The organism is Methanobrevibacter millerae, assembly GCF_900103415.1.
In the GTDB taxonomy this organism is placed as follows: Archaea; Methanobacteriota; Methanobacteria; order Methanobacteriales; family Methanobacteriaceae; genus Methanocatella; species Methanocatella millerae.
This window is the reverse complement of record NZ_FMXB01000007.1, coordinates 61,072-83,492: the sequence shown is the minus strand read 5'-3', so window position 1 is coordinate 83,492 and position 22,421 is coordinate 61,072. Positions and strand designations below refer to the sequence as shown.

11 protein-coding genes are annotated in these 22,421 nt (G+C 38.7%); 4 read left to right on the top strand and 7 right to left on the bottom strand.

Annotated features, from left to right (window positions below; all coding sequences use genetic code 11):
• From hisI to F3G70_RS05385, 3 genes are read left to right on the top strand one after another with little or no spacing between them, the layout of a single operon-like run.
• Entirely contained in the window at positions 1–408 is a 408-nt protein-coding gene (gene hisI, locus F3G70_RS12030) for a phosphoribosyl-AMP cyclohydrolase (protein ID WP_188118087.1), read from the top strand.
• Position 409: 1 nt separating this feature from the next.
• On the top strand, positions 410–2,248 hold the full coding sequence (locus F3G70_RS05390; protein WP_149731684.1) for a PINc/VapC family ATPase: 1,839 nt from the start codon (positions 410–412) through the stop codon (positions 2,246–2,248).
• Between the two features lie 5 nt (positions 2,249–2,253).
• Entirely contained in the window at positions 2,254–3,000 is a 747-nt protein-coding gene (locus F3G70_RS05385; RefSeq protein ID WP_149731683.1) for a sugar phosphate isomerase/epimerase family protein, read from the top strand.
• 42 nt (positions 3,001–3,042) lie between these two features.
• Here the strand turns inward: F3G70_RS05385 and F3G70_RS05380 are convergent, their stop codons facing one another.
• Both F3G70_RS05380 and F3G70_RS05375 read right to left on the bottom strand, forming a co-directional pair.
• The gene (locus F3G70_RS05380; RefSeq protein ID WP_188118086.1) at positions 3,043–11,832 is read right to left on the bottom strand and encodes a right-handed parallel beta-helix repeat-containing protein; all 8,790 of its coding nucleotides are present in this window, start codon (positions 11,830–11,832) and stop codon (positions 3,043–3,045) included.
• A gap of 140 nt (positions 11,833–11,972) precedes the next feature.
• Entirely contained in the window at positions 11,973–14,291 is a 2,319-nt protein-coding gene (locus tag F3G70_RS05375) for a DEAD/DEAH box helicase (RefSeq protein WP_149731681.1), read from the bottom strand.
• Positions 14,292–14,399: 108 nt separating this feature from the next.
• Between F3G70_RS05375 and F3G70_RS05370 the strand changes: the two genes are divergently transcribed.
• Complete coding sequence (locus F3G70_RS05370; RefSeq protein ID WP_149731680.1) at positions 14,400–15,782, top strand: MFS transporter; 1,383 nt, start codon at positions 14,400–14,402, stop codon at positions 15,780–15,782.
• 9 nt (positions 15,783–15,791) lie between these two features.
• Here the strand turns inward: F3G70_RS05370 and F3G70_RS05365 are convergent, their stop codons facing one another.
• The 5 genes from F3G70_RS05365 to F3G70_RS05345 all read right to left on the bottom strand — a co-directional run bounded on the left by F3G70_RS05365 (position 15,792) and on the right by F3G70_RS05345 (position 22,090).
• The gene (locus tag F3G70_RS05365) at positions 15,792–17,489 is read right to left on the bottom strand and encodes an ATP-grasp domain-containing protein (protein WP_149731679.1); all 1,698 of its coding nucleotides are present in this window, start codon (positions 17,487–17,489) and stop codon (positions 15,792–15,794) included.
• Between the two features lie 122 nt (positions 17,490–17,611).
• Positions 17,612–19,114 carry a Mur ligase family protein gene (locus tag F3G70_RS05360; protein WP_223166016.1) on the bottom strand — a complete coding sequence of 501 codons (1,503 nt, stop codon included), beginning with the start codon at positions 19,112–19,114 and terminating at the stop codon, positions 17,612–17,614.
• Positions 19,107–20,492 (bottom strand): Mur ligase family protein, encoded by a 1,386-nt coding sequence (locus F3G70_RS05355; protein WP_149731677.1) that lies wholly within the window; start codon positions 20,490–20,492, stop codon positions 19,107–19,109. The genes F3G70_RS05360 and F3G70_RS05355 overlap by 8 nt, the downstream gene beginning before the upstream one ends.
• A gap of 247 nt (positions 20,493–20,739) precedes the next feature.
• Positions 20,740–20,994 (bottom strand): hypothetical protein, encoded by a 255-nt coding sequence (locus F3G70_RS05350; RefSeq protein WP_149731676.1) that lies wholly within the window; start codon positions 20,992–20,994, stop codon positions 20,740–20,742.
• 112 nt (positions 20,995–21,106) lie between these two features.
• A complete protein-coding gene (locus F3G70_RS05345) occupies positions 21,107–22,090 on the bottom strand; it encodes a hypothetical protein (protein ID WP_149731675.1) in 984 nt (327 codons plus the stop codon).
• Between the last annotated feature and the right edge of the window lie 331 nt (positions 22,091–22,421).

The window sequence follows — 22,421 nt, the reverse complement described above, 5'->3', positions numbered from 1 at the left end:
ATGGAAATTAATTTCAGACATGAGATAAATGGCGAAAAGGTCATCACCGCCGTGGCGCAGGACGCCGAAACCGGCGAGATATTAATGCTTGCAAACATGAATAAGGAAGCGCTTCAAAAAACCATCGAAACCGGCAAGGCCCATTACTGGAGCACCTCAAGAAACAAGCAATGGCTGAAAGGAGAAAGCTCCGGCCATTTCCAGGAAGTGGAAGAAATTCTAGTGGACTGTGACATGGACGCTGTCGTGCTTAAAATCAGACAGAACGGCGCAGCATGTCATGAAGGATACTATTCATGCTTTTTCAGAAACCTGGAGGTTGAAAACTCACCGGACATTGATGACTTAAAAGAAGAAGATTTGAAAACAAACCAGAAACGTATAATTAACCCAGAAGACGTGTATTAAGATGAAAACAATAATTCCAGATACCAGTGCAGTAATTATTGGAGCAGTAAGCAAAGTCATTGAAAAGGAGAATCTTGACTATCCCGAAATCATCGTTCCCGAAGCGGTTGTCTGTGAACTCGAACATCAGGCAAACGCCAACAGACGCGAAGGCATTAACGGCCTTAATGAACTAAAACACCTGCAGAAACTGCAGTATGAAGGAGAGCTTGCAGTGTCATTCAAAGGAAAAAGGCCGACAAATTATGATATCCGATATGCCAAAAGCGGAGAAATCGATGCATTAATCAGGGATTTGGCAAGGTCAGAATTTGGAACCCTGCTTACAAACGACAAGGTCCAGGCAGAAACTGCAAAGGCTCAGGGAATTCCCGTTTATTATTATGAACAGAAATATGTTGAAAAGGAATTATCCATTGCCAAATTTTTCGATGATGAAACGATGTCTGTGCATCTGAAGGAAAACGTTTGTCCAATGGCCAAAAAGGGAACACCTGGCCATATCAGTTTCGTCAAGTTATCCGACGAAGTATTTAATCATACGAAGCTCCAGGAAATCATCGATGAAATTATAGAAAAGTCAAGAAGCGACGCGAAAACCTATATGGAATCCGAAAAGGAAGGATCCGTCGTTGTCCAGTCAAGGGAATACAGGATTTCAATAGCTACGCCGCCATTTTCAGAAGCCATTGAAATAACGGCTGTAAGGCCTGTGGCAGACATTGACTTGGATGAATATCACTTAAGTGCCAAATTAATGGACAGAATTAACAATAACGCTGAAGGAATCCTGATTTCAGGTTCTCCGGGAGCGGGAAAATCAACATTTGTCCAGGCGATTGCCAAATACTATTCCGGCGAGCTTAACAAAATCGTCAAGACAATGGAATCACCGAGAGACCTGCAGCTTCCGGATGAAATAACCCAGTACGCTCCCCTTGAAGGCAGCATGGAAAATACTGCTGACGTACTGCTTCTTGTCAGACCGGATTACACCATTTATGACGAACTGAGAAAGAACCATGACTTCAACATCTTTGCGGACATGCGCCTGGCCGGAGTCGGAATGATAGGCGTTGTTCACGCAACCAGGCCGATAGACGCCATTCAGAGAATCGCTTCAAGAGTTGAGCTTGGAGTAATCCCTTCAATTGTCGATACAAGCATTTACATTGAAGACGGTGAAATCAAAAGCGTTTATGAAACAAAAATGACCGTCAAGGTTCCAAGCGGAATGAAGGAGGCCGACCTTGCAAGACCGGTCATTGAAGTTCGTGACTTTGAAACAGGAGAGCTTAAAAACGAAATCTACACATACGGAGAGCAGACAATCGTGATGGATTTGGATTTAGTCAATAACCCATCAAGCCAAAATGAGAAATCATCCGTTGACAGCATTGCCGAAAAAGAGATTTTAAGGCGAATCAAGAGGTTCCTGCCCAAAAAGGCCGATGTGGAAGTTGAAATCGTATCGCCGGATAGGGCAAACATCTACATTCCCGACGAGCTGGTTCCCCAAATAATCGGCAAGAACGGCAAGAGAATAGCCGAAATCGAAGAGAAGATTGGAATATCCCTAGGCGTGGAAGTCATTGAAAAGAATTATTCCAATAATGAGGCCTTTGAATTCGACATTATACACACCAGAAAGCAGCTGATTCTGGATTTGGGCCGTGAAAACGGAAGGGCCAACTTTGACGTTTTGATTGACGGCGAATACCTGCTTACAGCAACAACGTCCAAGAAAGGCGAAATAAAGATTAAAAACGGCATTGAACTGTCAGATGAGATACTGGACGCCATCGAAATGGGACTTAAGATAACAGCAGTTAGAAAGTGATTAAAATGAAAATAGGAGCATCAACATTAGCAACTTTTAACAATAGTTTAGACAGCAGTTTGGAATTTATAGAAGGTTTGGGCATCAAATATGCCGAATTGTTACATCAGTATCCTACAGAGGAGTTTGACCTGGACATTTTAAACAGCTATGATTTGAAATACACCATTCACGCTCCATTTATGGACGTCAATATTGCAGCTTTAGGCTCCAAAAGCAGGGCCTGCTCCATTTCACAGATTAAATCTTCAGTTGATTTGGCAAATGAAATCGATGCAAGCACCGTCGTTGTCCATCCGGGACTCATTCCGTTTCTTGCAAAGGAAATGCCTGAAGAAATCTACAAGGTAGCCGACGCATCCATTGAAGAAATAGGAAAATACAGCAAGGATTTGGGGGTAAACACCACCATCGAGAACATGCCTGCATTCGAAAGCATGATTTATCAGGACATGTCCAGATTAAACGAAACTCTTTTGAAATTCGAAATGTCAATGACTTTGGATATCGGCCATGCCAACCACTCAGGAATATCTCCAGATGAAATGTATTTTGACTGTATTAAACACATACATGCGCATGATAATTTTGGTGATGATGACTCACACTTGCCATTAGGTGAAGGCAGTATTGAATTAAAACGCATCATTGATATTTTTGAAGATAAAAAATATGATGGCATCTACATGATAGAAGTAAATAATAAGGATTCCATTAAAAAAAGTTTGGAATTTCTTAAAAGCAATTTCTGATTTTTAAAAATAAAAAAAAGTTAAGAGGTATTGTTTTACCTCTTAAGGTTCAATTATAATTTTGTTTGAAATACTGGTACCATTGAAGCTTGAAGTAATAATATACTCATCAACAGCAGCTCCTAATTTAATGTTAAGAGCAGCATAACCGTCGCTATTGGTAGTTCTTTCATAGAAGACACCGTGAATATTGAAGGTTACGTTTTGACCAGGATATGGATTACCTTGACCGTCAAGCAGCAATGCCCTGAACTGATCGGAAGTACCGTATTTTTTAACCAGATCCTGAGCGAATAAGATCGGTTTTACTGTAATGTTGTTTGACACTCTGCATTCGTTGTATTCGGCAGTAATGATGTAGTCGCCAGGCTGCAAGTTAATGTTAAGTTTAGCTTGACCTGATTCATTGGTTTGGCGAGTGTAGAATACACCGTTAATGTTGAATGTTACATTTACGCCAGCGCCAACAGGGTTACCGTCATCACCTATGATAGTTACAACATATTGTGAATCGTTTTTGTAGTATTTCACTAAATCCTTATTGTCAGTGATTGAAGCAAGAACAGTAATGTTATTTGCTGCCATTTCGCCGTTTACAGGATTGATTGCAGTAATGATGTATTCGCCTTGAGGCAAGTTGATGTTCAATTTGGCTTTTCCTTCAGTACCGTTAACGTAACGTTTGTACATTACACCGTTGATGTTGAATGTTACTTCAGTGCCCTCTGCCAATGGGTTTCCTTGAGCGTCAAGGAAAGTGGCGTAGTATTGAGTTGCGTTTCTGAAGACTTTAACAACATCCTCACCGAAAACTGTTGAGATGATTGTAACGTTGTTTTCAACGCTTGCGTCAGAGTATGGATCTACGCCGATGAATGAAGCAGAAGCCGTGTAGTTTCCACTGTTCAGGTTAAGGGCTATTGAAGCAGTACCGTTTTCATCAGTGGTTCTTGTGTATGAAGCGCCGTTGATTACTAAGGTAAGATTCATGTTAGCCAATGGCTTGCCGTTCTGGTCTGTCAATATGACAACGTACCTGGTACCGTTCTTGTAATACATTACAATGTCTTGAGCATGAATGACAGCTCTTGTCATTGCAGGAGTGTTGTTTGAAACTATAGTGTCTGCAGGGTCGTAATCCACGGCAGCGTCACCGGTGTATTCTTTTGCAAACAATGTGTTGTCGGTTACGGAGCCTGTTCCTTTGGCGTCAACTGCAAATTCACCGTTGGTTTTAACGTCGTTGTTGGTTACGGTTGCGTTTCCGCTTACAATGTGGATACCGGTAGTTTCAATGCCCATTGAGTCGTAACCTGCAGGAGTTCCTTCATCTGATGCGTTGTCAGTGATTGTGTTGTTGTTGATAGTAATATTAGCAACTTTTGAAGCGATTCCGGTTGTGAAGTTACCGTTTGAAGAGATTGTGTTGTTTTCAACCAATGCTTCGCTTGCGCTTAATGACATACCGAATGAAGTGATACCGTCGGTTTCAATGTTGTTGTTTGTAATGTTTGCTTTTACGTCACCAGCCCAGTTAGCGGTGTAGATACCATAAACGGAGTCGCCTTTAACAAGAATTTCATTGTCATTGATTATACCGCTTGATTTGCCGTCAACTTCTATACCACATGCATAGGCTTCGTTATAACCGGCAGTGAGTTCGTTTCCATCGATTATGAAGTCTTCACCGGAAAGTACAATAGCGTATCCGTATGGAGCTTCAAAGACAGCGATTTCGTTGGTGATTACTGATGCGTTGTCACCTTTAACGGATACTGCGTAAATGGTATCGTAATTAGAGATTTTATCAGTGGACCTGATGCCGATTATGTTGTTATGCAGAACAGCGTTGTCACAGCCGTCTATTTCGACACCTGTTGAATATACTTGTCCTGTGGTCCAGTTAATGGAACGTGCAGGTAAGGTAGCATATATTTCATTTGATGAAATAGCTAGATTATCTGATTCAAAAGCGTAAATTACTGAATTTGAGTAAGTTCCATTGATATCTGCATCGAAATAGATTTTGTTGTTAATGATTAATGCATTTTCGGAATTGTCGACGGCGATTACGACATTATTTCCATCAGCACATCCAGTTACGTAGAATTCGCTGTTTGATATAGTGACATCATCTGCTTTATCGATTGCAATTACATTGAATAGAATATCTGATTCGAATGTGAATCCGTCAACACTTACGTTGTCAGCTGTGATATCAATTGTAATGTCTTTTAATGTAGCGTTATCGCTTAATAAAGCGATTGGTCTGTCAATGGTAATTACATCCACTAAATCTGAGAATTCTCCGATGAATGTTAAGTTGTCCGCTTGGATTTGTTCTCTGATTTTTCCTTCTTTATCGAAGTAGACGTAGAATGTATCGTTTGTTAATGTGTAGTCTAATTCCATTGCAGGAGTGTTGTTTGCAACGAGAACACCTGAGCCCTGTTTGTAGTCAACTGCAAAGTCTCCTTTTAAAAATGGAGTGAGCAGTATATTGTCTGTTACGGCACCGGTTGCGTCCATATCGACTGCGTATGTGCTGTTGACTTCAAGATGATTATATTTAACCAATGCATCACCACTTACAATATGAACACCAATAGTTTCGGGACCCATTGAGTCATATCCTGCAGGAGTGCCTTTATCTGATCCAAGAGCAAAGACTGTGTTGTTTGTAATGAATATCATGTCGAATTTTGAGGCGATACCTGTTGTGAAGTTACCATACATATAAATTTTGTTATTATCAACTGTTGCTTCGCTACCGCTTAGAGACATTGCGAATGCTGTAATACCTGTTGCCAAGATTGTGTTGTTTGTAATGTTTGCTTTTACGTCACCTGCCCAGTTAGCGGTGTAGATGCCGTATATTGAATCTCCTTCAACACGGATTAAATTGTTTTCAATGATACCGTTTGAGTTACTTTCAACATCAATACCACATGCGTATGATTCGTTTCGACCAGCACTAAATTCATTATTGTCGATGACGAAGTCTTTACCAGTGATGACAAGAGCATATCCGTATGGAGCGCCTTCAACACTAATATTGTTGTCAATGATATTTACATTATCACCGGAAACAGATACTGCATAAATAGTGTCATAAACATCGATTTTATCATTGGAATTGACAATGACTGTGTTGTTTTGTAAAACTGCATCGTCACATCCATTCAATAATACACCTGTTGAATATACTGTTCCAGTAGCCCAGTCAACTGAACGGGAAGGCATATAAGCATCGATAAAGTTGTTGGAAATAATCAAACCGTTTGAATTTTTAGCATCAATAGCACGGTTTTTAAAAGTGCCATTGGTTTCAACATTGAAATAGATTCTGTTGTTGAGGATTGAAACATCATCAGATTCATAAATTTCAATGGCAACATTTTCCTTATCATCAAAGCCGTTTACGTAGAATTCATTGTTGACGATTGTAGCATTATCTGCAAAAGTGGCTATTCCGCCATACTCATCAGTGAAAGTGAATCCGTCAACAGTGACATTTTCAATTCCAATAATGATACTCATGTTGCGTAAAGTAGCATTGTCACTTAATAAGTTAACCGGTCTGACAATAATAATTTCTTCTAATAAATCGGAGAATTCACCAATGAATGTTAAATCACCGGTTATATTATCCCTTAAATAACCGTCTTCATTGAAGAACAGGAAGAAAGTGTCATTGGTTAAATTATATTCATTTTCAGTATTAGGAATGTTGTTTTCAACTAATGATTCGTCCATAGTATCTTCGACACTGTCATCACCTAGCAATTCGCTTGAAACAAGGTAGTTATAGGTTATTTCACTGTCAGAAGCTGAATTGATTATGGAGTAGATACCGGTTGAAGTGATTACATTGTTATGGATTTGGCTTTCAGACATGGTTAAAATACCCGCGGTTTGTGCAGGAACCATGTCTCGAACATCTTCACTGTCGTTTTTCAAACCGTTTACGGTAATTTCATTGTTTGTAATTACTGCAACATCATCCATCATCATTGAAACAATACCTGCTGTGTAATTACCGTTTGCAACAATCACGTTTGAGTCAATTGTTCCTTCAGATCCATAAATGTTCATTGCATATACAGCATGGGAATCGGCTTCAATATAATTGTTGGTATAATCTACAGTTGGTGAGTCACCAGCCCAATTCCATTCGGAATAGATTCCATAAACAACAAATGGAGATGAAACAAAAATCTTATTATTCTCTACAATACCTGTAGAATTGGATGCAATATCTATGCCGTTAGCATAGTTTTCATCGGAAGCCATGTCAATGACGTTATCGGCAACAGTGAAGTTTTCTCCCCTGAGTACTACACCGTAAATGTATGAGTGACCAAGTCCGTTTAGGATATTGTTTTCAATTAATGCATCATCACAATCAAAAACATTTACAACATAAATAGTGTCAACTAAAGCAGTAGCATTATTATATTCCACTTTTATTTCATTGTCAATTAATTCAAGGCCGTCACATCCTGAGAAGAAAAGACCTTGTGATGTGAGAACAGGATAATAATCCATTCCCTTAGTTTTCCAATCAACAGGACAGGACACTAAACTGCCGTTAATTACATTGTCATGAACTTTAATTTCTGAATAAATTGCATAAATTATTGCATTTTGATAAGTTCCGTTTGTTTTACCGGCATATGTAATTACATTATCACATATTTCAGAATCAGAACCTATATATAAAGCGCAAGAACCATCCAAACCGTTATTTTGAGAAACACCAGTGTCTTCAACATTAATTGTGTTGTTGCAGATTAAGGTATTGTCACCTAATGCATAAATACCACTAACAGTTGCATTAATGTCGTTTGAAGTAATTGTAGCATTACCTGCATCAATATAGATAGCTCTTGAATAAATACCGAAGGAATCGTAGCCTAAAGGAGTTCCATTATTTGATCCGGAAGAGGCTATTTTATTGTTGTTAATAGTTATTTCATCGACTTTTGAAGCGATAGCTGTGGTAAAGACACCAGATGCTAGAATATCATTGCCTTCAACTAAAATTTTACTGCCGCTTAAGGATAGGGCGAATACGGAATTGCCTATTGAGTACATGTCATTGTTAGTAATGTTTGCTTTTACGTCACCATTCCAATTTGCAGTATAGATTCCGTAAGAAGAATCAGCTATGGTAATAATTGCGTTATCATTGATTACTCCATTTGATACACCGTCGACTTCAATACCACATGCATAGGATAGATTTCCAACGGCAACAATAAAATTGTCCTCGATAAGGAAGTCTTCACCAGATATGACAACAGCATATCCGTATGGAGCATCACGAACAGATATTGTGTTTTTACGGACAATAGCATTGTCTCCATTGATATTTAAGGCATAAATTGTATCATAAGTGCTGATGTAACCGTTGGATTTAACACTAATTAAATTATCATCGATAAGTGCATCATCACAATCATATAAGCGCACTGCATCTGAATAAACAGTACCTGTTCCCCAATCGATGGAACGGGCAGGCATGTTAGCAGAAATGTTATTGTTTGCAAGTGTTAACCCATCGGAATCCATGGCATCAACAACAATATTTTGATAAGTGCCACTAGTTTCAACATTGAAAAGGATTGTGTTATTCTCGATTGAAACATTGTTAGACCCTTCAATTAAAATGACGCGATTTTGCGAATCATCATAACCATCAATGTCAAATTCGCTGTTTGAAATGTTAACGTTGTCTGCCCCGTGAATATAGATTCCAGAATTGGCTCCAATAAAAGTGAATCCGTCAACACTAACATTATCAGAGATAATATAAACAATCATGTTATTTAAAGTAGCGTTATCGCTTAATAAATAAATTGGCCTGTCAATTTGGATTACATCTACCAGATTAGAGAATTCTCCAATGAATGTTAATGATTCCGGAGTTATATCATCATATAAATAGCCGAATTTATCAAAGAATATGTAGAAGGTATCATTGGTTAAATTATAGTTTGTTGCATTGGCTATCGGGATATTGTTTTCAACAAGAGTCATGTCAGTTGCATTGACACTGTCATCACCCACCAATTCACTTGCAACCAAGTTATTATATGTTACAGATCCATTGCCTTCGGCATGAACCGCATAATCACCTGTTGTAGTGACAATATTGTGAGATACGGTAGCATTTCCTCTTGCAATATGAATACCAGTGGTTTCAATGCCCATTGAGTCATATCCTAAAGGAATACCTACGTTTGATCCCTTAACATTAATTTTATTGTCCAAAATATCAATTTGATCGACAGCTGAAGCTATACCTGTGGTGTAATTACCTATGGCAATAATTATGTTGTCTTCGACTGTAGCTTCACTACCGCTTAAGGACATTCCAAATATGGTGTTACCCTCAATTAAAATCGCATTGTCTTCAATACTAGCCACTACATCACCAGCCCAATCAGCAGTGTAGATACCATAAGCTGAGTCTCCGGACATAACAATAAAATTGCCTGTAATTTCAGCTTCTGAGTTACTTTCAATGTTAATACCGCATGCATAAGGCTGAAGATCGATAACATAAATATCATTAGCTTCAATATTCAAATCTTCACCGGACATGACAAGAGCGTATCCGTATTGAGCATTTACCAGAGTAATGTTATTTTCAGCAACTTCCACATCACTAGCGCGTATTTCTACCACATACAAGGTAGCGTAAGATCCGATTTGATTATTTGATGTGACATCAATAACGTTTCCGTAGAATGTTACATCTTCGCAGTCATTTATGTGTACGGCTTCGGAATAAACTGTACCTGTAGCCCAGTCCATAGGGCGTGAAGGCATAAAGGCGGTTATTTCGTTAGAAAGAATGAGTAAATGATCACTGCCTTCAGCGCAAATAACATGGTTAGTATAAGGATTATAAGTAGTTATAACAGAGTAATCAATCGTATTATTGGCGATTAAAACATTTGATGAATTGGATATGCGGACAACATAATTATTGTCATCATCTGCACCGGCAACCGTGAAGTTAGAGTTAATAACTGAAACGTCATCAGCACCATTAACTGTGATAATTTCATATATTCCGTCAGCAATGAAATTGAATCCGTCAATGACAACGCCGTCGGAACTGATTACAAAACTCATATCATTCAAGGTAGCGTTATCGCCTATTAAAGTGATTGGTCTGTCAATTTCATTCCATGATGTTTTTTCAGAGAATTCTCCGATGAATGTTAACGTTTCAGGATTGATGCCGTCCCTCAATACTCCGCGTTCAGTAAAGAACAGGAAGAAAGTGTCATTGGTTACGTTATAATTATCAGCATCTTCAACAGGAATGTTGTTTTCAACGATAGCATCTTCGGATCTGTCATCAACACTGTCATCACCCATCAATTCGCTTGAAACAAGGTAGTTGCCGGTTATTTCACTGTCATAACCAGTGTGGACAATTGTGTAGTTACCTGCTGAAGTGACTACATTGTTTGTAATTTCACATTCATGCATTGCTATAATACCTACGGTCTGTGCAGGAACGCTGTCCTCAGTTTTTACTGTATCGTTTTTCAAACCTTTTACGGTAATTTCATTGTTTTTGATTACTGCAACATCATCAATCATCATTGAAACTATACCTGCAGTGTAATTACCGGTGGCCATTATTTCATTTCCTTCAATTGTTCCTTCATTTCCATAAATATACATGGCGTATACCACATGGGAATCGGCTTCAACATAATTATTAAGATAATCTACTGTTGGTGAATCTTCAGCACCCATTTCACCATAAATTCCATAAACAACAAATGGAGATGAAACAAAAATCCCATTATTCTCTACAATACCGGTAGAATCGGATGCAATGTCTATTCCATTTGCATAATTTTCATCAGAAATCATATTAATACCATTATTGGAAACTGTGAAATCCTGTCCCCTGATTACTAAACCATAAATGTATGAGTGACCAGATCCGAGAATAAAATTACCTTCAATCACTGCATCATCACATTCATATAATTCAACCGTATAAATGCTGTCATAATCACCAGTGTAGTTGGAATATTCCACATCAATCCCATTATATGACAATTCCAATCCTTCACAATCATTGAAATTGATTACCTCAGAAATGGCATGAGGCACAAAATTATATGAAGCCGGAGGGGTTTCAACCCAATCAATTGGAGCGGAAACAAGTTTTGCATCAATTTTGTTTTCGCTAATAACTACATCACTTGATTGTGAAACGGCAATTGCAAATGTTTTTGAAGTTCCATCGCTTTTTCCATCATATGTAATTACATTAGCCTGAACGTTTAAATTATCAGCGTAATATGCGTAAATTGCATAAAAATCATAGGAATTTTCAAGACCCACAATATCAATTACATTATCATGAATTGTAACGTTTTCAGCTGATTGAACACTGATTGAAGTCTTTTCAATACCGTCGCCAACAATATTCAAATTATAGATTTCTGAATTATCACTTCCGTCAAGCAAATAGAATGATACGTTAGTTAAAACATCACTGGAAGAATTAGAAGTGATTGTTAATTGTTTATCTATTACAAAGTCCTTGTCGCTAACATTTCCAAGTTTGATTGTATCACCGTCAGAAATATTAGAGTTTTCGAGAATTAATCCGCTATTATCGAAATAAGTATCATAATTACTGTCATCGATAACAAATTCCAATGCGGACAATACCTCCTCATCTTGTACAACAGCGACATTATCATCGGCTGCAGCATCGTCCTGTGCGCTTACTGCCCCGATTGACAATATCAGCAATATTAAAAAAATGGATAAATATCGATATTTCATAAATATTTCTCCTATTAGTAACATAATATAGTTAAAACTTACTATACACCAATAATTTTGTACAAAATAACTAATAAAGATTACTAAAAATGAAAAATATTCACTTAAACTTGAGTAATTGGACAAGCATAGTTAAAAAATTAGAGAAGCTTTTTTTCCTTGATTTCCCTTTTGAAATAGAGATATTTGGAATCGATTACCTTTCTGATGTTTTGAGCAGTGATTTTACCTATGCCTTCAACTTCCATAAGTTCGCTTTCAGAGGCATTGATGACATTTGAAACTGAACCGAAGTGTTCTAAAAGATTTTTGGCATTTACCGGTCCGATATTGGGCAGGGATTCTATAATGAATAGCTGCTGTTCCCATAGGCTGACCGGCTTTTTATCTGTTCTTATCTGAATATTGACTTTTTCGCCTGACTGTTCGCGAATCGCAATCCTTTTAATCATTGCAGCGGTATCCTGGGCATCCCTTGTTGGAATAATGCTGATTCCAAAGTCAAGAGCTATTGAAGCTATCGTTCCCCTGATTGCGTTGGGATTGACCATGCCGGAATACAAATCATCCCCTTCAAGAATCAATAAGGGACGCTTGAACTCCTGTGAAAGCTCACGGGCCTGCTTGAATAAACGCTTGTCAATCATTGAATCTACAAAGTCCTTGGCGGTCTTTCTCTCAATGGCAACCTCATCCGAAACCTGATAGTCTCCTACGGCCATTGACTGAATCTTTACATCCATTTCCATTTGTGAGAGATATCGGATTACCTTTGAATTTCCTTCACGGGAATCTGCATAAACTAAAGGCAAGGCTTTCTCCTTAGGCCTTTCACGGACTTTAACTCTCTTTTCATTATCCATTCGTGCAATGGCAGATTCATTCAATTCCCGTAAAACGTCCGGATCAATCAACTGGTTTTTCATATTATGTTCTTTTCTGACTGAAGACCAGTAATAACCTTCATCACGGGTTCCATTTGTAATTAAAACCTTAACACGCCCGGTTCTTTTACGTCCGGTTCTTCCACGGCGCTGAATCATGCGCACTTCAGATGGGACAGGTTCATATAAAACGACAAGATCAACTGCAGGAATGTCAATGCCCTCCTCGGCAACGCTGGTTGAAATCAGAACATCGTATTCACCCATCCTAAAGGCTTTTATGATTTCTTTTTGCTGCTTTTGAGTCAGACCCTTTTCACCGTCTTTTGTGGCTTGGCCAAAGAACTTGGCAGCCTTGATTCCTTCGCTTTCAAGCTTTTCATGAATCATTTCAAGGGTGTCCCGGAATTGGGTAAAAACGATTATCTTAGAAGCTTTTTTATCCTTTTTATCTCCATATCTAGTGGTTTGAAGAGTGGTCTGGCCGTCACCCGTTCCCAGTTCCTTTTTAAGGATTTCGGCTAGAGTCCTGAGTTTAGGATGTTCCCAGCCATTCTTTTCGGCATTATGGGCCAATCTGACAGCACGTGAGAAATTCGGATCGTTCATCAGTGATTTTGATGCCTTTGTCTTTTTCTTGCGCAGTCTTTTGATGTATTTGTTGAAGGGATGAACTCCCTGGGTTTCAACAAGCTCCTGGGCATGCTGAATGTTAATTACAGCGCTTAAAATGGAAATAGCGTGAAAAAGGTCCTTATTTGGATTTGTCGTTCGCGCAATTTCGCCCTGAATGCGTCCACGGGCCTTTAGGATATCCACTTTGGTAACGGATATGGTTTTGATAACGCCCATGTTCTTGAGGGTTTTCAACCTGAGCTTAAGAGCCTTTTCCAGAGAATTATTAATTTTTTCAAGCTCTGAGCTCATCTTGATTCTTACCCAGTCGATTTCAACCGGATTGAAATAGGGCTTTACGTCAGGGTCGCTTTCTGTTTTGACAACAATGTTTTGAATGTAGAGGTTTTCACAAACCTCCTTGATTTTGGACTTGTCAGAGCCCGGTGATGCAGTTAACCCCAGAATCAGATTGAAATTGGATTCCTTGACATATCTTGAAGCCAGATAAACGTAGGAATATGCGCCTACTCCATGGTGGCATTCATCAAAGACTATTAATGAAACACTACTTAAATCATATCTTCCATTCAATAAATCGGACTCGACTGTCTGAGGGGTTGCAGAAATTATTCTGGATTCCTCCCATCTTTTAACCCTTTCATCTGTCTTGACAGAACCTGTAATTGAAGCGCACGGAAGGGTTAAAAATTCCTTGAAGCTGTCTTCATGCTGAATGGCCAAAGGCTTTGACGGAGACAGAATGAGAACTTTAGAATTCTTTACCTTCTGCAGACGGTCGGCCGCTACCAGAATGGCTACAATGGTTTTACCTAAAGCGGTAGGTGCAACAACCATCGTGTTGCCTTTCTTTAAAACATCCCCGGCCAGTACCTGCTGGTAAAGCCTTGATTCGATTGAATTCTCTTTAATCAATGGATGCTTAATATAAGTAGTCATGAATAAATTTTAGTTATCATGCACTTATAAAGTTAATGAGAGAGCGTGTGAGAAGAAATATTTTATTTGTAACTTTGAATAAAAATATAATCAAACAGGAGGATATCTATGAACAGCAATGAAATTGAAAAATACATGATAATAATCACATTCATCTCCTCGTTCTTTTCAGTCTTTGTAATTAACGGAATGGTCATTGGAGTTCCGGAAATCGCCAGAGAATTTGGAATGAACAATTTCACTCAGAACTGGATAATGAACCTGTCATTACTGGTCGTTACAATGCTCACAATTCCCGCAGGACAAATTACGGGCAAATACGGCTTTAAAAAGTCAATAATGGTTGGAAATTCCATATTCCTGATTTCACTCTTTGCCTCCGCCCTTGCGTTTTCCACCGAAAGCTTCTTGTTTTTCAGGGTGATACAGGGCATCGGAATAGCTATCGTCAACGTGTCAGAAATGGCAATACTTAACCTGGCAATAGCTAAGGAAAACAGAGGAAGGGCTTTAGGAATCATCGTAATGGGCGTTTATCTGGGAACTTCAGCCTCGCCGGTAATCTGCGGATTTTTAGTCCAGAACTTCGGATGGAGATCAATATTTTTCATTTCAATACCATTCATACTGGCGTGCATCATCATGATGAAGACAAAAATAACCTCCGAATGGAAAACCAACGAAAGGGACAGGCTCGACATTGCCGGCTCCATCATGTACATGATCGGCATCTGCCTATTCATTTACGGATTTACAAGTCTTATTACATCAATCGGCAAAATATCAATCATTATCGGATTAATCATACTGATAATCTATTTCAGATACGAGCTCAAGCAGGAGTCCCCTGTGTTTGACGTCAAGCTGTTCAGGACAAAAAGCTTCACCGCATACAACGTTGCGGGACTGTGCGGATTCTTTGCGGCGATGGTAATCTCCACAATATTCAACTACTATTTCCAATACGTAAAGGGCTGGAATCCTGAAATGACCGGACTCATATTGATTATAAGCCCAATAATAATGTCATTAACCGCTCCCCATGCAGGAAAGCTTTCAGACAAAATGCATCCCCAAAAGATTGCCGTTATCGGAATGTGCATAACGGTATTCGCCATGATTATCATGACATTAATGGACGCAAATACTCCGCTTTATATCGTCATGCTGGCAATGGCGCTGCAGGCATTCGGTATGGGGCTATTCTCCTCACCGAACATGAATGCAATAATGAGCTGCGTAAACGAAAAGGATGCCGCTTTCGCATCAGCCGGACAGCTTGCAGTTAGATCCATCGGACAGACAATGAGCCTGGGACTTTTAACGCTTATTTTTTCATACGTCATGGGAAACCTGGCCATATCCTCACAGTATTCCCCAATGATTGTTCAGGCTTCACAGATTGTCTGCGGAATGTGCGGCGTGGCATGCGTTATAGCTGTGATAGCTTCAGTGATAGGAATCCGGGCAGACAATGTCTTAAAAAGGTAATAAAAGAAGTTATATAATTTTTGAAGCTATAATAACATCCTTAAGAGTATACGGCGGAACCTCGATTTTATAGTCTAGAACCTTAATCAGAGCTTCCATTCCTTTCCTTCCGCTGGACAATGACAGATAGGTGCTTTTAGGGATGACAATATATCCTCCGGTAATGACCTTTGAAAATATGTTCCGGAAAATCAGAGCCTTTTCAACGTCCCCCTTGCCGATGAGGCTTTTATTCATATTGATAATGATAAACTCGAAACGTCCTTTAATGTCATCAAGCCGGTCGGGACTGACCTGCAGTATCTGAACGTCATCGATGAACTGGTCGGTTACGAAAAGCCCGATGCCGTACTTTTCTGCATGTTTAAATAACGGCATGATTTTCTTCAGGTAAACTTCATCATCCTCCAGAGTGATTTCTGATGATTCGTAGCTTAAAATCAGCGAAAACGCATTTCTTTCAACTGCCCTCAGGAAATTAAGATTCTTTTCGATTTGGGCCTTGTCCTCATGAACAAGAAATATAGTTCCTCCGCTCGTATTCAAATCTTCCGTCTGCTTGAAAAAGGTTTCCTTAAAGAAATTATCAGACAGCGAGGAATCGAAATATGATTTCATGCGGTTGCTTATGTCAGCTAGAGGTGATGAATGAGCCATCATGTCTTTTGGAACGATAAAGAACTTCAGGCTGCCGTATGAATAAAGCTCATAGTTTTTCTTTAAGTTTTCATGAAAATGAGCCGGCCTTAGATATGAATCAAGAATGCTGTCCGTTTCATGCTGGCCTGAAATCCTGTCCAAAAATTCTGCAGGCATGTTTCCGCCGCACGGACGGCAGTTAACTTCAATCAAAACCGGACCCTTTTCGTCAATCATATATTCTCCGTGAACAGGCCCGTACTGAATTCCCAAAGCGTCGGCCACGTCATATGCATATTCAACCATTTCGGCCTCGCCCAAGTTCAGCTCGTTTACCGTGTTGCAGGAATCATAAACGATAGCACCTTTGGAGGTCTTTACCTTATGGTACTTCCAAATCAAGGTTACGCGGTGAACACCCTTGTGGGAAACTGTATTGATGATGTATTCCTCGCCGTTGATGCGCTCCTGAATCAAAATCTCGTCGATTTCGTCCCCGTAGTAATTGACGTTGTTAAAGAGTTCTCCGATTGATTTGATGAGTTCATCCCTGTTCATGCATATGCGGACGCTTGCTGAGCCTGCGCTGTAAATCGGCTTTACGACAACTTCGCTTAAATCTTCGCCATCATAGAAATCAAGCGCCTCATCCAAAGAACTAACCACCTTTCCTTTAATTGAACGCAGCCCTTTCTCAGCGATTCTATTTTGCATTTCATGCTTAAGCGTTATCGCATCGAGATTTTCAATCGGGTTGCACAAAAGACCCAGTTCATGGGAGAGCCTGTTTGCCAGAATAACTCCCCTTTCATTTCCAGGAAGAATAAGAAGCGGATTATACTTTTTGACTTCCTCAAGGGTATCTTCAAAAGTGTCCTTTTCATAGATTATATCAAATTCGTAGTCGATTCTTTCATACTCTTCATAAACGAGTTTAGCATGTTCCTTTCCCCCATCTGTGTCTGAAACGTTCAGTTCCAGTACGATAGGATTGTATCCTCGATTGATAATGTCCTCAACGAAATTAATTCCCGTAGATATGCACTCAACAATTATGATGTTCCTCATCTTCTCACCTTATATAATATATGAAGTTAATCGTTAATAAAATAGACATCAAGTGAGCGAATCATTGGAAATGTTTACCAATGATTTGAAATAATGGCAGATAATGAAAAAGTGGATTAGAATTATATGGCATCAACACATGACTTGAATTTGGTTGCAGCTTCCCCAATAGCTACAATCAATTTAGAATCAGTATTTAAGGCTTTAGTTAATCCTTCCTTAACCTCATCGTAGCTTGCGCCTAAAGTCCCATTCTTAACAAAGTCATCGACGGAGTCAAAGATAATCTTTTCAGATAATGAAGGTTCTTCCAAAAGCTTTTCCTGAGCTATCCTCTGGGAAGCCGCAGAAGCCGGAACAACATATCTTGAAAATTCAAGGGCCTTTTCAAAAATGGCCAAATCACCGTCATAGCCTGACTCTGAGGATACGGTAATGACTGTCGTAAAGTCACCATACAATTTTTTGAACTGGTCTAAAACCGTCTGAACGCCTGCAGGGTTATGTGCATAGTCAACATAGATTTCCCTGCCGTTGATTTCAGCGACTTTCTCCATTCTGCCCTCAACGCCAGTGAAGCTTTTAACTGACTCCAGAATCTTATCAAAAGGTAGTTTCATGAATTCGTGAGCCGCAATTATAACTCCGGTTACATTATAAACATTGTGAAGTCCGTCTATTGACATTTCAACCTCCAGTTTCTCATTCGGAGTGTGCAGGTCAAATTTGCGATTAGCCAAATCGACATTTGTTGCAATATAGTCAACCTGCGGTGTTGTCAGCCCGCAGTTCTTACAGAAGTAATATCCTGAACCTGAAATTATCTCCTTGACACTGATTTCACTTCCGCAGACGCATTCCTTTGGATTAACCTTTTCAAATGTCCAGTCAACGCCGAAGGTTATTATCTCGCCGTTAAATTCCAGTTCCTTTAAAAGCCCAATTATTGTCGGATCCTGGCCATTAACTATTATTTTCTTGCCTTTTAACCCTTCAATGAATTCAGCCTTTACGTGCGCATAGTCCATGAAGCTTCCCAAATCACCTATATGGTCTGGAGTGATGTTGGTTATAAGCCCTGATTCGATACAGGAATTGACTACTGTCCTTTTAACGGTTCCGGGAACTCCAAAGGTCCCCACTTCAAGAATCGCCACATCCCCATTCAACCGGGACTGCAGTATCGGAATGTATTCGGCATTTCCCTGCATCTTTTCCAGATTGTGCTCACACGGCCTTATTGCGTTGTCATAGGCAATCTTTTTAAGAAGGGTAGTACATGTGGTCTTGCCGTTGGTTCCGGTTATTCCGAATACAGGCTTATCGGGCCTGAAATCATTGATGACGTCATCCAATTCATAAACGTTATTGATTTTTTTAAAAACAGCTGAATCCTTAGATAAGCTTGCGGGAGGAACGACATAATCCGCTTTTTTAAAAAATTCGTCCGGGGTTTCACCGTAATAAAGCTCAATGTCATAGCCGTCAAGCGAATGGGCGAATCTGCACTCATCCTCAGAGGACAAGTCAGTCCCCATTACCTCATATCCCCTTTCTTTAAGTATTCTTGCAATCAAGTTGCCGTTTGCGCCGCAAACTCCGATTACTCCGAACCTTTCAGTCATACTTCTTACTTCCCGCATCAAGCCCTTTCATGATTTTTTCAACTGTCGTGAGCCTGTCATATGCAATTAAAGGCCCCATGTGCAGGATGATGTCGCCCGGAATCGAATACTTAAACGTTTCAGCCGCAGCGGTCTCTATATCGGGCACCGCCACCTTGTTGATTTTAGGGTTTGTTATTGCATCAAGCAGTTCATTGGCGGCTTCCATTTCAACTTCCTGCGTTACTTCATTGAATCCGCTTGCTATAACCGTCTTTATATCGTAATTGCTTACCAGTTCGCCGACTTCGGCCTTGTCACGAACGGATAATGTGTCAAAGTGATCAAGGAAAAGAACCACGCTTTCATCCTTAAAGTAATCCAGAGTTATTTTCATCCCATCATAAAGGAATGCTGAGTCCAGAATCACCTTTCTTCCATTGTAGTCTCCCACATCCTCCATATGGGCAGGAAGACCTTTAAACACCGTCAAAGCGTCGATAATATCTGATTCCTTTACGCCGTATGTCAGCGCAACAGCACTTGCTGCAACGGAATTTTCAAAAAAGTAGCTCATCATGTAGAAGGGAGTAGTGAAAGACCCATCTTTATATTCAATCGTTAAGGATTCATCACCAATGGTACCTTTAAAATCAACTTCTTCGTCTAAAGCATAATATAATGCATCGTTTCTTTGAGGATTAATGAGGTCAAAACATGAGTGATTTGCGATGAATGTTTCGGACATCTTTTCAAGAATCAGTTTTCTCTTCTGGTACAGTTCCAGAGATCCCCCGAACTCGGAGAGATGGTCTTCAGCGATGTTTGTTATAAGACCTATTTTAATATCAAGGCTGTTTAAAAGGCCGATTGTACCGTGGGGAAGTTCAAAAACAGCTATGTCACAGTCATCTGCCTTTCCCTTAACTATCCCATCAATGATGGCTTCGGAAACAAGATTATTTACCAGTGATGAGCATGACCAGACCTTATATCCCGCCTGCTTGAATAGGCTGGTTGTAATGAAGGTGGTTGTAGTCTTTCCCATCGTTCCAGTAATTCCGATAATATCAACGGGAATCAGGTCATTTACGATTTTGGAGAATTCCTCATTAGTTAATATCTTAACATCAGAGTCTTTGATTAATTTGGCTATTGGGGCTGAATCTGGCAACGTTGGAGGAGCATAAACTGCTTCAATTCCGTTTAAATCAGGATTTTTATTGCCCAAATCCAGAATAACGCCCTCTTTTTCCATTTCAATTAAGCTTCTTTGAAATTCTATCTTGAACTCTGAAATTTCCTTTAAATCAGTGACAATGACATCATGGCCTAAATGATTAAGTAATCTTGCAACGGGCCTACTGGCATTTCCTGCACCAACAATTAAATAATTCATGAAAAACAATCCTTAAAATTTATCTCAATATTGTATTTATTCGTTATTTGATTTAAAGGTTATATTACACATTTGATTAAGTAAAAATATTATTGTAAAGAAGAATTATTTTTAAGCAGGTTTTTTAAGATAACGTCTTTAATTTTTGAAATAATGATATTTTATCTTACAAATAATTAATAAGCATGATTATAAAGTGTTCTCATTAATCTAAAAAAATAAGTGAAAATAAAATACAAAAAATACTCTATTTTCCATTTAATGCAGCAGTTAACCTAGCAACTTCAGCTTTAAGCTCAGCATTCTTAGTCTTAAGCTCTAAATTCTTATCCTTAAGCTCTGAATTCTTAGTCTTAAGCTCTAAATTCTTATCCTTACGTACTGAATATTTAGCGTTAGCTCTGGCCAACTTTTCTTCAGTCCATTCTATGCGCTCCATGAAACTTTTTGCAGTTGCATCAAATTCATCTTTACTTTCTTGTGAAGTTACTCCATTAACCATATTGTCAACCCAATTATTCTACATACTTATCCACAATGGGCGAAAAAACAATGCCACATATTCCAAATTTAATTTTACAATATGAACATGAAAATAGAATAGAAAAACTACTCTATTTTCCATTTAATGCAGCAGTTAACCTAGCAACTTCAGCTTTAAGCTCAGCATTCTCAACCTTAAGTCCGGAATTCTCAACCCCAAGCTCTGAATTCTTTGCCTTAAGTCCGGAATTCTCAACCCCAAGCTCTGAATTCTTAGTCTTAAGTCCAGAATTCTCAACCCCAAGTTCATGAACCATAGCATTAGACCGAGCCAGCTCTTCTTCAGTCCATTCTATGCGCTCCATGAAACTTTTTGCAGTTGCATCAAATTCATCTATAGCTTCTTTAGAAGTTATTCCATTAACCATGTCCATTAACCTCCTATATTCTGTTTCGTCATCAAAAAATGCATCAATCAAAACGGAAAAAACTGAATATAGACATTTTTCCATCTTTCGATCTAAATCATCATGAATAGCAAGATAGAGATTTACTACTTTTTCAGTTATTTCACATGCACATTCTCTGGGAGCGTAAAGCAGAATTACTCCAAGATTCAATGCATCTTCAGTTGTTAGATGTTGATTGTTTTCAATTAGCTTACTTAACCTTGTTAATCTTCGACGATTATCTTTTTCGCCAAGGTCAAGGAAATACAGTATTGTAACATCTGATGGTGATCTTCTAAGAATAGTTTTGGATTTCCTAGAACTTAAATGTGATGCAACAATTATTAGTGTAGGCAAATTTTCATCAGAAACTAACTGAATATCATAATCACCCATTTTTTCTAATTTTTCTTGATCAACAGGAGTTGATTGATGTTCCAGACATGCTGCAACCCTTTCAGTTAATATTTCACCATCAGGATCAAGGATAAATGCCGAATCCATGAAACCAGTAATACCATTATTTAAAAGAACTTTTCTATTACTAAATCTTACAAAATGCCCCGGAACACCTATTGTTTTAATATACTCAGCAGGATATTCATTGAACATAAAAGTATGCGCCGCATCAAATTGCATATAATATTCTCGTTTTCTTCCTACCATAATATCACCTTAATATTCAAGTATTTTTGCAAAAATACAACTTTATACAAGTTATTTTGTTTTATATAAAACAATAGATTTATTTTAGATAAAATAACCCAAATTTAAAATTTGAATCAATCTAAAAACCGTTTTAAAACAGGATAATATATCATTTTGTCTCGCAAATTATAAAGATATTTTGCAAGTGCACAACTGTGATTTTTTACATCCTTTATATATAAAAATAAAATTAAGGCTAAAACAGGTTAATTTTTCATGAAAAAAACATGAAAGCATTGAATATTGATAAAAAAAAAGTAAAATTCATCTCCCGCTAAAAAGCAGGAGA

Coding starts and splice junctions, on each gene's coding strand:
- F3G70_RS05370 (WP_149731680.1), top strand. CDS start 14,400: ATGAACAGCAATGAAATTGAAAAATACATGATAATAATCACATTCATC.
- F3G70_RS05380 (WP_188118086.1), bottom strand. CDS start 11,832: ATGAAATATCGATATTTATCCATTTTTTTAATATTGCTGATATTGTCA.
- F3G70_RS05365 (WP_149731679.1), bottom strand. CDS start 17,489: ATGAGGAACATCATAATTGTTGAGTGCATATCTACGGGAATTAATTTC.
- hisI (WP_188118087.1), top strand. CDS start 1: ATGGAAATTAATTTCAGACATGAGATAAATGGCGAAAAGGTCATCACC.
- F3G70_RS05350 (WP_149731676.1), bottom strand. CDS start 20,994: ATGGTTAATGGAGTAACTTCACAAGAAAGTAAAGATGAATTTGATGCA.
- F3G70_RS05355 (WP_149731677.1), bottom strand. CDS start 20,492: ATGAATTATTTAATTGTTGGTGCAGGAAATGCCAGTAGGCCCGTTGCA.
- F3G70_RS05390 (WP_149731684.1), top strand. CDS start 410: ATGAAAACAATAATTCCAGATACCAGTGCAGTAATTATTGGAGCAGTA.
- F3G70_RS05375 (WP_149731681.1), bottom strand. CDS start 14,291: ATGACTACTTATATTAAGCATCCATTGATTAAAGAGAATTCAATCGAA.
- F3G70_RS05345 (WP_149731675.1), bottom strand. CDS start 22,090: ATGGTAGGAAGAAAACGAGAATATTATATGCAATTTGATGCGGCGCAT.
- F3G70_RS05385 (WP_149731683.1), top strand. CDS start 2,254: ATGAAAATAGGAGCATCAACATTAGCAACTTTTAACAATAGTTTAGAC.
- F3G70_RS05360 (WP_223166016.1), bottom strand. CDS start 19,114: ATGACTGAAAGGTTCGGAGTAATCGGAGTTTGCGGCGCAAACGGCAAC.